This is a genomic window from Pyxidicoccus fallax, from assembly GCF_012933655.1.
GTDB lineage: Bacteria > Myxococcota > Myxococcia > Myxococcales > Myxococcaceae > Myxococcus > Myxococcus fallax.
The window spans coordinates 1-11,721 of sequence record NZ_JABBJJ010000372.1 but is presented as its reverse complement, the minus strand read 5'-3'; the positions used below and the strand labels follow the sequence as shown (position 1 = coordinate 11,721).

Sequence of the window (11,721 nt, the reverse complement as noted above, 5' to 3'; positions counted from 1 at the left end):
CTTCTGGGCGGCGGGGGGAGGAGCGGGCGGTTGCTCGCTCTCGCGCCGGCAGCCCGCCAGCACGAGGAGCAGCCCGAGGCTCGCCGTCCGCAGCCGAGTGCTTCGCTTCATCACGCTCCTCCTCCCTTCAACGCCCGGCCTCGGGCGGGGCCTCCATGCCGGCTCGCGCACCACAGGAGGGCGGAGCGGCCACTACGGAAGAAGCCTGTTCACGTCCTCGTGCGGCAGCAGCGCGGCGGCACCGACGTGCGCCAGGCCGAGCAGCGCGAGGAAGCTCCCGGTCCCGACATGCTCCTCGACGCGGAGTGCATCCACCCTGGGCGCCACTCCTTTCCCGCCCCTTGGATGAGGCAGCGGGCGAGGGCCGTGAGGCCCACGCGGGGCTTGGATGTGAGGGCGGCGACGCGCGGGTGCGCGCTCAGGCGGAGCGCTCGCGCGCGGGTGGAGCGGGGGGCGCGTCGGCGCGGCGCAGGAGCTTGTCGAGGATGCGGAAGAGGGCCTTGCGGTCGCTGGCGTCGAGGATGGACAGGACCTGGCTCATGCCCTGGTTCATCGAGCGGTCGAGCTTCGTCCAGGTCGCCTGCCCCTCGGGCGTGAGGCGGCAGTGGACGACGCGGCGGTCGGACGCGCTGCGCTCGCGCATCAGGTAGCCCTCGCGCTCCAGGCGGTCGACCACGCCGGTGACCGTCTTTTCGGTGACGCCCAGGCGACGGGCCAGCTCGCCCATGGTGAGCGCGCCGTCCGTGCCCAGCCACAGCAGCGCATGCACCTGCGGCGGGGTGAACTGAAGCTGCTCGCACGTGCTGGCGATGGGGTCACGGAGCGAGCGGCGTCGGCCCAGCGCGAGGAGCAGCTGGTGGAGCTTCTGCACGTCGGCCGAAACGTCTTCTTCTTCTTTATGGAAATTCCGTGACACGGAGTATTCCTTAGCGGCCTGGGGTGGACGGGTCAACCTGTTGTCTCGTCGAGCGCGGCCATGTGCACAATGTGCTCCCGGCTGCCCTGGAATGGAGGGAGCATTCCACCATGCGTGCCTTCCACCTGTCGTGCGCTCTTCTGCTGTTCCTCGTGACGGTGTCCGCCCGTGCGGAGAAGGCGCTGGTGTTCGCCGCGGCGAGCACGACGAACGCGCTCCAGGAGCTGGCGCCGGCCTTCACGAAGGCGACGGGGCACGAGGTGGCGTTCGCCTTCGGGGCATCCAGTGACCTGGCGCGTCAAGCGACCGCGGGGGCTCCGGCGGATGCGTTCCTGTCGGCGGACGCGCTGAAGATGGATGCGCTGGAGAAGGTGGGGCTGGTGCAACCCGGCACGCGCGTGGACCTGCTGTCCAACCGGCTGGTGGTGGTGGTGCCGTTGGGGGCGAAGGGGCAGGTGGCGGGGGCGGCGGACCTGAAGGGGCTGAAGCGGCTGGCGCTGGCGGACCCGGCGGCGGTGCCCGCGGGGGTGTACGCGAAGGCGTGGTTGGAGAAGGCGGGGGTGTGGAAGGACGTGGGGCCGAAGGTGGTGCCGGCGCTGGACGTGCGGGCGGCGCTGTCGGCGGTGGAGGCGGGGCGCGTGGACGCGGGCGTGGTGTACGCGACGGACGCGGCGCAGTCGAAGAAGGTGCGGGTGGCCTTCGCGGTGCCGGAGACGGAGGCGCCTCGCATCGTCTATCCGGTGGCGGCGCTGACGAAGGGGAAGGCGCCTGAGGCCGGGCAGGCGTTCGTGCGCTTCCTGCGGTCGGACGAGGCGCGGCGGGTGTTCTCGCGGCATGGCTTCCTGGTGCTCGGCGCGGCGGCGGGGAAGCCCGCGCCGTGATGGAGGGCATGGCGGGGCTGGTCCTCTTCACGGTGGCGGTGGCGGCGGTGGCCACGCTGCTCATCCTGGCGCCGGGAGTGGCGGTGGCGTACGCGCTGGCGCGCTGGGACGGGCCGGGCAAGGGCGTGGTGGAGACGGTGCTGGCGCTGCCCATGGTGTTGCCACCCACGGCCGTGGGGCTGGTGCTGCTGGAGCTGCTGGCGGTGAATGGTCCCCTGGGGCGGGTGCTGGACGCGTGGGGCGTGGAGGTGGTGTTCACGCCGAAGGCGGTGGTGCTGGCGAGCGCGGTGATGGCGTTTCCGTTGCTGGTGCGCTCGGCGCGCTCGGGGTTCGAGGAGGTGGACCCGAGGCTGGTGGCGGTGGCGCGCACGCTGGGGGACTCGCGGGCGCGGGCGTTCTTCCGGGTGACGCTGCCGCTGGCCTGGCGCGGGGTGCTGGTGGGGGCGTTGCTGGCCTTCTCGCGGGCGCTGGGGGAGTTCGGCGCCACGGTGCTGGTGGCGGGCAACATCCCCGGGCGGACGCAGACGCTGTCGCTGGCCATCTTCCAGCACACGCAGCTGGGCGAGGACGCGCAGGCGCTGAGGCTCGCGGGCGTGGCGGCGCTGCTGGCCTTCGTGGCGGTGTACGCGACGGAGGTGGTGACGCGGCGGCGGGGACGGCGGGTGCGGGCGTGAGGCGGGCGGTGCTTGGCGAGGCGATTGCGGCGCCGTCTTGGACCGACACGCCGACTCCCCATGCGAGCGTGAGTCGGGATGCGGGCACTGTCGCCGCGGCAATCAGAGCGGGCGCAATCACGCGGCGGGTGCGAGCGTGAGCTTGTCCCTCGCGATTCGGCTGCCCCTGGCGCGCTTCACGCTGGAGGTGGAGACGCGGCTGGAGGGCGCGTCGGTGGCGGTGATGGGGCGCTCGGGCTCCGGGAAGACGTCACTGCTGGAGGTGCTGGCGGGACTGAGGCGCGGCGCGCGAGGGCGAGTCGAGGTCGGCGGGCGCGTGCTGCTGGACAGCGCTGTTGGCGTGGACGTTCCGCCGGAGGCCCGGCGCATGGGCTACGTGCCGCAGGACGCGCTGCTGTTTCCGCACCTCACGGTGGAACGGAACGTCCGTTACGGCGTGCGCGGCGCGAAGCCCTCGCGGGTGGACGAAGCGGTGGCGCTGCTGGAGCTGGGGCCGCTGTTGAGCCGCTACCCCGCGACGCTGTCCGGAGGAGAGAAACAGCGCGTGGCCCTGGCGCGTGCGCTGGCCACGGACCCGGCGCTGTTGCTGCTGGACGAGCCGCTCGCGGCGCTCGACGTGGCGCTGAAGGAGCGGGTGCTGCCGTACCTGCTGCGCGTCCGCGACGAGGCGAAGGTGCCGATGCTGTACGTCACGCACCAGCTCGGCGAGGCGCGGGTGCTGGCGCGCGAGGCGCTGCTGCTCGACGAGGGTCGCGTCAGGGCCGCGGGCCCTGCTTCCGAGGTACTGGGCCCGGCGGTGCGCGGGCTGCTCGCGGAAGAGGGCGAGGTCGAGGAGAACATCCTGGAGGGCGTGCTGGAGCGTCCCGGGGCCGGAGGTCTCCGGCTGCGCGTGACGGAAGGGCTGTCGCTCTGGGTACCTGATGCGCCGGAGCTGGCGGTGGGAACGCGGGCGGCCTACGCGGTGCCATCGGAGGACATCCTGCTGTCCACGGGGCCGCTGACCGGAGTGTCCGCGCGCAACGTCCTGGCGGGCACGGTGGTGCGGGTGGAGTCCGCGGGTGCGGGAGAGGACGCGGCCACCGTGGACGTGGCGGGCGTGCGCTGGGTGGTGCGGCTCACTGCGGCGTCGGTACGCGAGTTGGGCGTGGTGCCGGGCGCGCGCGTCTACCTCGCGGTGAAGTCAGCCGCGTGCCGTAGGCTGCGCTGAGAGGTGCGGCGGAAGCTTCGTGGCGGGGGCTACTGCTTCCGTTGCCATCAGGAGCGGACGCTCCGTTTCGAGGGGGCGGGGCACAGGTGCGTTTCCTGCGGTAACGAGCAGCAGACCGACGGCCTCTGGGTGGCTTCGCTTCAATAGGTCCCAGCCGCTTCGAACTCTTCCGGCGCCGTCGAAGCAGGCAAGCCGGTGCGGCCCATTTCTCCATCCAGTGTCTGTCATTGCTCCCAACCCGGGAGCAGATGCCGTGTCCACGCGCTCGCCCAAGCTTCCGGACCACCGCGAGGAGCATCATGCCCTGGCGGGAGGGGGACCGCATGATGAGCGGATGGGGACGGAAGGCGTGTGCGTGGTTGTTGGGGCTCGGTCTGGCCGCCTGCGGAGTGGCACTTTCGGAATCAGGCGTCCTGCCCGCGCCCCAGGAGACACCGGACACGCTCGACACGGGCGGCACCTGTCCCTCCGCCACGCGGCTCGCGGACTTCTCGGCGGGAGGCGAGTTCGCGGGGCCATTCGAACTGACCGGGGTGAAGGGGACGCTCTACTTCGTCGTGGATGACGGCATCCACGGCCCCGCGCTGTGGGCCAGCGACGGCACTCCCGGTGGCACGCGGCTGTTCCGCGACTTCGGCGAAGCGCCGCGCAGCCTGACGGAGGCCCGGGGGCTGCTCTTCTTCATCGTGGGCCGCACCCTCTGGCGGACGGACGGCACGGACGCGGGCACGGTTCCGCTGACCACCGCCGCGCCGCCTCCCGGCTTCCTCGAGCCCATCGAGGTACTCGGAGAGTTCCGCGGCCGGCTCTTCTTCCGCATGTACACGCCCGAGGTCGGCGACGAGCTCTGGGTGAGCGATGGCACGTCCGGGGGCACCCGGCTGTACCGGGACCTCAACCCGGGCCCGCCGTCCAGCAACGTGGGCGAAATCGTGGAGACGCGCAGCGGAAACCTCGTCTTCGACGTGCGCCTGGGCGAGGCCCTGGACACGCTCGCGGTGCTGGAACTGTCTCCCACGGGAGCCATCGAGGAGCTGTACAGCACGCCCGGCAACGAAGAGGCCGCCATCTTCCGGCTGGCCGCCGTGGAGGACCGGGTGTTCTTCCTCGTGGACCTGGCGGACGGCGCGCCCGCCCTCTTCACGAGCGACGGCACCCCGGGCGCGGCCGTGTTGCTCGCGGCCTGGGACGGCGTCGCCACGCCTCGCGACTTCACGGCCTACGTGGGCCGCCTCTACTTCGTGGCCGAGGAGGACACCCCCTTCGGCGCGGGCCTGGAGTTGTGGGTGAGCGACGGCACCCCCGCGGGCACGGGGCGGCTGGTGGACCTCCGGCCAGGAGAGGTGGGCTCCTCTCCCCTGGGGCTGACCGTGTTCGAGGGCCTGCTCTACTTCGCCGCGGATGACGGTGAGCACGGCCGCGAGCTGTGGGTGAGTGATGGCACGGCGGAGGGCACCGAGCTCGCGCGCGACATCCGCCCGGGGCGAGAGGGCTCCTCCCCCTACGGGCTCATGGTCGCCAGCCGGAAGCTCTACTTCGCCGCGGACGACGGCGAGCACGGGCGCGAGCCGTGGAAGGTCTTCCAGGGACGGGCGAGGCTCGTGGAGGACATCATCCCCGGCCTCGTGGGCTCGGCACCCCGGCCGTACCGCTTCGAGTTCGCCGATGACCCCGTCTTCGCCCGCGCCGGCAGCTACCTCTTCTTCTCCACCGAGGCCCGCCAGCTCTGGTCGATGCGGACGGGCGCCTACTGCCCGCCATCCGGCGCACGCTGACGCATGCGGTCATCCCTCCCGGCCAGCACGAATCGGACAAACCGGTTCGGCGCCCCTATGCTGCGCGGCCGGGAGGGACACCGACGGCATGGCCATGCGCATCCTGGGGATGATTCTCGCGGGCGGACAGGGAACGCGGCTGGCGCCGCTCACGCTGAGGCGCTCGAAGCCGGCGGTACCGTTCGGGTCGAAGTTCCGCATCATCGACTTCGCCCTCAACAACTTCATCAACTCGAGCATCTTCTCCGTCTACGTGCTGACGCAGTTCAAGGCGCAGTCGCTGACGGAGCACATCCAGCGGGGGTGGCGGCTCGGCACGGTGCTGCTGTCCGACTACTTCATCACCCTGGTGCCCGCGCAGATGTACCTCTACGAGGAGCTGGGGCCCGTCTGGTACCGGGGCACGGCGGACGCCATCTACCAGAACCTGCACCTGGTGGAGAACCACCGGCCCGAGCACGTGGCCATCTTCTCCGGCGACCACATCTACAAGATGAACGTGGCGCACATGCTGGAGCAGCACGAGGCCCAGCGCGCGGACATCACCATCGCCGCGTACCCCACGCCCATCGCCGACGCGCACCGCTTCGGCATCATGCAGGTGGACGAGCGTGGCCGCGTGACGGAGTTCCACGAGAAGCCCAAGGAGCCCAAGCCCATCCCCGGCCGGCCGGACACGGCGCTGGCCAGCATGGGCAACTACATCTTCCGCGCGAAGGTGCTGGCGGAGCTGCTGGAGGTGGACGCGAAGGCCGAGGGCTCGCAGCACGACTTCGGCAAGGACGTGCTGCCCCGCGCGCTGCGCGACGGCTACAACATCCAGGCCTACGACTTCGCGAAGAACCCCATCCCCGGGCAGGACGGACCCAACACCTACTGGCGCGACGTGGGCACGCTGGACGCGTACCACGAGGCGTCCATGGACCTGGTGTCCGTCAACCCGGAGTTCGACCTGTTCAACCCCGAGTGGCCGCTGCGCACCGGCAGCGAGTACAGCCCGCCGGCCAAGTTCGTCCACGAGTCGGGCGAGCGCGTGGGCCGCGCGCTCAACTCCATGGTGGCCGGTGGCTGCATCGTCTCCGGCGGCGTGGTGCGTGAGAGCATCCTCTTCCGCCGCGTGCGCGTGAACAGCTACGCCAACGTGCAGCGCTCCGTCCTCTTCGACGAGGTGGACATCGGCCGTCACGCGCAGGTGAAGAACGCCATCATCGACAAGGGCGTGCGCGTGCCGCCCAACGCGAAGGTGGGCTTCGACCTCGCGGCCGACAAGGCGCGCGGCTTCACCGTCACCGACTCCGGCATCGTCGTGGTGCCCAAGGGCTACCGATTCGACTGAGTCGTTCAAGCTCTGTTCAGGCTTCGGGATGGATTCCTTCAGTGAGGCTGTGAGCAGTCTCACGTGTCTCGGCACGTCCCAGCCGCTGACCAAGGGCCAAGGCGCGCGTCGACCTTGCAACATTGTCGTGCGGGCCGCGTCCGCGGGCGTTCAAGTGGGTGCATCGCGTATCGCATCGGGCGTGGCTGTCGGTTAATCCTGGGGTCCGACCGACGCGAAGACCCGAGAACTTCATGCCCAGCAGCACAACAGGCCCGGACAGCTCGCCGTTCATCCGCGCCGTAGGTCGTGCCCTCCCGCCGCACTACGCCACGCAAGAGCAGCTCATCTCGGCCTTCCGCGAGCTGTGGGCCACACGCCACTTCAACGTGGAGCGCCTGGAGGACCTGCACCGCGCCGTCCAGGTGAGCGGCCGTCATCTCGCGCTGCCCATCGAGAGCTACCCGGCGTTGGTCGGCTTCCAGCAGCGCAACGACGCGTGGATTCGCGCGGCCACCGAGATGAGTGAGACGGTGGTGAGTCAAGCGCTGGACAAGGCGGAGCTGTCCCCGGCGGACGTGGACCACGTCTTCTTCGTCACCGTGACGGGCCTGGCCACGCCGAGCATCGATGCGCGGGTGGCCAACCGCCTGCGCTTCCGCGAGGACTTCAAGCGCACGCCCCTCTTCGGCCTGGGCTGCGTGGCGGGAGCGGGCGGCATCGCCCGCGCCGCGGACTACCTGCGCGCCTTCCCCTCGCAGACGGCGCTCGTCATCACCACGGAGCTGTGCTCGCTGACGCTGCAGCGCGAGGACCTGTCCATCCCCAACATCATCGCCTCCGGCCTCTTCGGTGACGGCGCGGCGTGCGCGGTGCTGCGGGGCGCCGAAACGCCGGGGGCGAAGGGCCCGCGGGTGGTGGCCTCGCGCTCGGTGTTCTACCGGGACACCGAGCGCATCATGGGCTGGGACGTGGTGGACTCGGGCTTCAAGGTGGTGCTGTCCGCGAAGGTGCCGGGCCTGGTGCGCGAGCACATCCGCCGCGACGTGGACCGCTTCCTCGAGGCGCATGGCCTGTCGCGCGGGGACGTGCGGCACTGGGTGGCGCACACCGGCGGGCCCAAGGTGCTGAAGGCCTTCGAGGAGGCGCTGGAGCTGGAGTCGGCCGCGCTGGAGCGCTCGTGGCGCTCGCTGCGCGAGGTGGGCAACCTGTCCTCGGCGTCGGTGCTCTTCGTGCTGGGCGAGACGCTGGAGGGCCCCGAGCCGCGTCCGGGGGACTGGGGCCTGATGATGGCGCTGGGCCCCGGCTTCTGCGCGGAGATGGTGCTGCTGCGATGGTGACCTCCACGCAGGCCCTCTTCCTCGGCTTCATGGCGCTGCTGGTGGCGGAGCGGCTGGTGGAGCTGGTGCTCTCCAAGCGCAACGCGGAGCGCGCCTTCGCCCGGGGTGGAGTGGAGACGGGGCAGGCGCACTACCGCTTCATGGTGGTGTTCCACACGCTGTTCCTGGTGGCGTGCGTGGCGGAGGTGCTGTGGCTGCGGCCCGCGTTCCCTGGCGGCTGGGGCTGGGCGGCGCTGGGCGGTGCGGTGGCGGCGCAGGGCTTGCGGTACTGGGCCATCGCCACGCTGGGGGAGCGGTGGAACTCACGCATCATCGTGGTGCCGGAGCTGCCGCCGGTGACGGGCGGGCCCTATCGCTTCCTGCGCCACCCCAACTACGTGGCGGTGGTGCTGGAACTGGCGTGTGTGCCGCTCATCCACGGCGCGTGGCGCACGGCGCTGTTCTTCTCGGTGGGCAACGCGGCGCTGCTCTTCGTGCGCATCCGGGCGGAGGAGGCGGCGCTCGGCGAGGTGTACGCGCGCGCCTTCGCCCACCGTCCCCGCTTCATCCCGGAGGTGCCCCGTGACTGAGTCCGAACTCGAGGTGCTGTCGGAGATTCGCCGCATCGCCACCGACGAGCTGGAGTGGAGCGGCGAGGTGGAGCCGCGGCACGACCTCATGAGGGACTTGCAGCTCGACAGCCTGGGGCTGACGGTGCTGGCGGTGGGGCTGGAGAACCGCTTCCGCATCCGCCTGTCGGAGGAGGACGCGCAGGGCGTGCGGACGGTGGAGGACCTGGCGCGGCTGGTGGCGCAGCGGGCGGCGGCGCCCGCGGGCGTTCCGGTTCCGGAGGTGCGTCCGTGAGGGGCCCGGCGCTGCCCGCGTTGAAGCACCGGACGGTGAACGCGACGCTCGCGGAGACGGCGGGCCAGCCGTCCCATGGCCTCACCTTCGTGGACGCGCAGGAGCGCGAGGTGGCGCTGTCGTGGGCGGAGGTCCGCGGCCGCGCGAGGCGCACGGCGGCGGGGCTGGCGAGGCTGGGCGTGAGGGAAGGGGACCGGGTGGCGCTGCTGCTGCCCACGTCGCCGGGCTTCATGGATGCGTACTTCGGCGCGCTGCTGGCGGGAGCGGTGCCGGTGCCGCTGTACCCGCCGGTGCGGCTGGGGCGGCTGGAGGAGTACCACCGGGCCACGGCGCGGATGCTCCAGGTGACGTCGGCGGCGGTGGTGCTGACGGACTCGCGGGTGCGGCTGCTCCTGGGGCCGAGCGTGGAGCGCGCCCGGCCGCGCCTGGGCTGCCACACGGTGGACGACGTGTCGCGAGGCGACGAGGAGCGGGAGGTGCCGGTGCGCCCGGAGGCGCTGGGGCTCATCCAGTTCTCGTCGGGCTCCACGGTGGACCCGAAGCCGGTGGCGCTGACGCACGAGGCGCTGATGTCGCAGGTGGCGGCGCTGGAGGTGGCCATGCCGCTGCGGCCGGACATCCCGTCGGTGGGCGTGAGCTGGCTGCCGCTGTACCACGACATGGGGCTCATCGGCTGTGTGCTGTCGGCGCTGTACTACCCGGGCCGGCTGGTGCTGATTCCGCCGGAGGCCTTCCTGGCGCGGCCGGCGCTGTGGCTGCGGGCGCTGTCGCGGCACAAGGGCTTCATCTCGCCCGCGCCCAACTTCGCGTACGGGCTGTGCCTCAAGCGGGTGAAGGACGCGGAGCTGGAAGGAGTGGACCTGTCGTCGTGGAAGCACGCGCTCAACGGGGCGGAGCCGGTGTCCATGGACACGCTGCGCCGCTTCGCCCAGCGCTTCGAGCGGTGGGGCTTCTCCGCGCGGGCGCTACGCCCGGTGTACGGGCTGTCCGAGGCGTCGCTGGCCGTCACCTTCCCGCCGGAGGGCCGGGGCCCGCGCGCACTGGGCGTGGACGCCGCGCTGCTGGCCCGGGAGGGACGGGCGGAGGAGGGGACGCGGGAGCTGGTGAGCGTGGGCGCTCCGGTGGCGGGCTTCGAGGTGCAGGTGCGCGACGCGGACGGCGGGGTGCTGCCGGAGCGGCGGGTGGGGCGGGTCTTCGCGAAGGGGCCCTCGCTGATGTCGGGCTACTTCGGGGACGCGGAGGCGTCCGGGCGGGCGCTGTCGGCGGAGGGGTGGCTGGACACGGGAGACCTGGGCTTCCTCGCGGATGGCGAGCTGTACCTCACGGGCCGGGCGAAGGACGTGGTCATCATCCGCGGGGCCAACCACGCGCCGCAGGCGTTCGAGGAGCCGCTGCACGCGGTGGACGGCGTGCGCACGGGCTGCGCGGTGGCGCTGGGCTTCACGCCCGAGGGCGGACAGGACGAGGCGCTGCTCATCCTCGCGGAGCGGGCGGGCGAGGGCGCGGATGCGGAGGTGGAGGAGCGCATCCGCGCGGCGGTGGTGGAGGCCACGGGCGTGCGGCCGCACACGGTGAGGCTGCTGGCGCCGGGGACGCTGCCGCGCACGTCGAGCGGCAAGCTGCGCCGCGCGGAGGCGCTGCGGCGCTACCTGGCCGGAGAGCTGTCGCCGCCGAAGAAGGTGGGCATGGTGGGCATGGCGGTGGAGATGGCGAAGAGCGCGCTGGCCATGGCGAAGGCGGAGCGCGACGCGTGAGGCGGTGCGGGGCGGAGCACGTCGCGTGAGCAGCCCATGGGTCCGAGCCATGGGTGGTGCGGAGCGCACGACGTGCCTCGGCCCATGCGCGCGCGTCCCGATGAGGGAGGTGCGCACCACGTGCATCCGTCCGTGGGCGCGAGAGAAGAGGAAAGCAAGGTGCGTGTCCTGGCTCATGTGCGGGAACAGCGGCGAGGGAGGAGCGCGCCGTGTGAGGCTCTTCGCGCGTGTGAGGCATGACGAAGGTGGCCTGTTTCTCGTGTCGCGGTGCATGCTCGTGAGGGACGACCCACGCCGCATGAGACGGTACAAGCGAAGAGTCGCAGCGGAGCCGGTGGAGCGCGCCTCGTGAAACGGTACGACGTCGCCGTGGTGGGCGGAGGACCCGCGGGGCTGGCGGTGGCCATCACCACCACCTCACGCGGGCTCAACACCGTGGTGCTGGAGCGTGCGACGGTACCGGCCGACAAGGCCTGTGGTGAGGGACTCATGCCCTCCGGTCTGGCCGCGCTGGAGCGGCTGGGCGCGCTGCCACTGCTGGACCGCAAGGAGAGCTCGCCCTTCGTGGGCATCCGCTACGTGCAGGAGGACGGCACCACGGCGGAGGGGCTGCTGCCAGGGCCCGGAGGGCTCGGAGTCCGGCGTGTGGCGCTGTCCTCCGCGCTGGTAGCACGGGCTCGCGCGGTGGGTGTGGAGCTGCGCGAGCGCACGCAGGTGCTGTCGCACCGCCGCACCACCGACGCGGTGACGCTGGAGACCGCGGACGGCCCGGTGGAGGCGCGGATGCTGGTGGCGGCGGACGGGCTGGGCTCGCCGCTGCGGCGCGCGGAAGGGCTGGACGTGGAGTCCACGGGCCCGAGGCGCTTCGGGCTGCGGCAGCACTTCCAGGTGGAGCCGTGGACACCCTACGTGGAGGTGCACTTCGCGGACGGCGTGGAGGCCTACGTCACGCCGGCGGGAGCGAGGCGCGTGGGGCTCGCCTTCCTCTGGGAGGACGGCGTGGTGGAGGGGCGGGT

The 11,721-nt window shown here is 72.0% G+C and carries 12 protein-coding genes; 10 read left to right on the top strand and 2 right to left on the bottom strand.

Annotated elements, in window-relative coordinates; genetic code table 11:
• Window positions 1-192: 192 nt before the first annotated feature.
• Complete coding sequence (locus tag HG543_RS56645; RefSeq protein WP_281404534.1) at window positions 193-315, bottom strand: hypothetical protein; 123 nt, start codon at window positions 313-315, stop codon at window positions 193-195.
• A 103-nt stretch (window positions 316-418) separates the two neighbouring features.
• On the bottom strand, window positions 419-916 hold the full coding sequence (locus tag HG543_RS45155) for a MarR family winged helix-turn-helix transcriptional regulator (protein WP_169351159.1): 498 nt from the start codon (window positions 914-916) through the stop codon (window positions 419-421).
• A gap of 110 nt (window positions 917-1,026) precedes the next feature.
• On the opposite strand from HG543_RS45155, the gene modA reads away from it, so the two are divergent.
• From modA to HG543_RS45105, 10 genes are all read left to right on the top strand, one after another.
• On the top strand, window positions 1,027-1,797 hold the full coding sequence (modA, locus tag HG543_RS45150; RefSeq protein ID WP_169351158.1) for a molybdate ABC transporter substrate-binding protein: 771 nt from the start codon (window positions 1,027-1,029) through the stop codon (window positions 1,795-1,797).
• Window positions 1,798-1,805: 8 nt separating this feature from the next.
• Entirely contained in the window at window positions 1,806-2,471 is a 666-nt protein-coding gene (modB, locus tag HG543_RS45145; protein WP_246357754.1) for a molybdate ABC transporter permease subunit, read from the top strand.
• 136 nt (window positions 2,472-2,607) lie between these two features.
• Complete coding sequence (gene modC, locus HG543_RS45140) at window positions 2,608-3,678, top strand: molybdenum ABC transporter ATP-binding protein (protein WP_169351157.1); 1,071 nt, start codon at window positions 2,608-2,610, stop codon at window positions 3,676-3,678.
• A gap of 323 nt (window positions 3,679-4,001) precedes the next feature.
• A complete protein-coding gene (locus HG543_RS45135) occupies window positions 4,002-5,453 on the top strand; it encodes an ELWxxDGT repeat protein (protein WP_169351156.1) in 1,452 nt (483 codons plus the stop codon).
• An 88-nt stretch (window positions 5,454-5,541) separates the two neighbouring features.
• Window positions 5,542-6,789, top strand: a complete 1,248-nt coding sequence (glgC, locus tag HG543_RS45130) for a glucose-1-phosphate adenylyltransferase (RefSeq protein ID WP_169351155.1) — start codon at window positions 5,542-5,544, stop codon at window positions 6,787-6,789.
• Window positions 6,790-7,022: 233 nt separating this feature from the next.
• Window positions 7,023-8,108 carry a type III polyketide synthase gene (locus HG543_RS45125; protein WP_169351154.1) on the top strand — a complete coding sequence of 362 codons (1,086 nt, stop codon included), beginning with the start codon at window positions 7,023-7,025 and terminating at the stop codon, window positions 8,106-8,108.
• Window positions 8,102-8,677, top strand: a complete 576-nt coding sequence (locus HG543_RS45120) for an isoprenylcysteine carboxyl methyltransferase family protein (RefSeq protein ID WP_169351153.1) — start codon at window positions 8,102-8,104, stop codon at window positions 8,675-8,677. Before HG543_RS45125 ends, HG543_RS45120 begins: the two co-directional genes overlap by 7 nt.
• A complete protein-coding gene (locus HG543_RS45115) occupies window positions 8,670-8,951 on the top strand; it encodes an acyl carrier protein (RefSeq protein WP_169351152.1) in 282 nt (93 codons plus the stop codon). The genes HG543_RS45120 and HG543_RS45115 overlap by 8 nt, the downstream gene beginning before the upstream one ends.
• Window positions 8,948-10,705: an AMP-binding protein gene (locus HG543_RS45110; protein WP_169351151.1), complete on the top strand. Its 1,758-nt coding sequence runs from the start codon at window positions 8,948-8,950 to the stop codon at window positions 10,703-10,705. The genes HG543_RS45115 and HG543_RS45110 overlap by 4 nt, the downstream gene beginning before the upstream one ends.
• A gap of 348 nt (window positions 10,706-11,053) precedes the next feature.
• Window positions 11,054-11,721 (top strand): FAD-dependent monooxygenase (locus HG543_RS45105; protein WP_169351150.1); only part of this gene is annotated, 668 nt, incomplete at its 3' end.

What these genes read in the sequence shown, in the direction of transcription:
- modB (WP_246357754.1), top strand. Translation starts at nt 1,806, where the DNA reads ATGGCGGGGCTGGTCCTCTTCACGGTGGCGGTGGCGGCGGTGGCCACG.
- HG543_RS45135 (WP_169351156.1), top strand. Translation starts at nt 4,002, where the DNA reads ATGATGAGCGGATGGGGACGGAAGGCGTGTGCGTGGTTGTTGGGGCTC.
- glgC (WP_169351155.1), top strand. Translation starts at nt 5,542, where the DNA reads ATGGCCATGCGCATCCTGGGGATGATTCTCGCGGGCGGACAGGGAACG.
- modA (WP_169351158.1), top strand. Translation starts at nt 1,027, where the DNA reads ATGCGTGCCTTCCACCTGTCGTGCGCTCTTCTGCTGTTCCTCGTGACG.
- HG543_RS45125 (WP_169351154.1), top strand. Translation starts at nt 7,023, where the DNA reads ATGCCCAGCAGCACAACAGGCCCGGACAGCTCGCCGTTCATCCGCGCC.
- HG543_RS45120 (WP_169351153.1), top strand. Translation starts at nt 8,102, where the DNA reads ATGGTGACCTCCACGCAGGCCCTCTTCCTCGGCTTCATGGCGCTGCTG.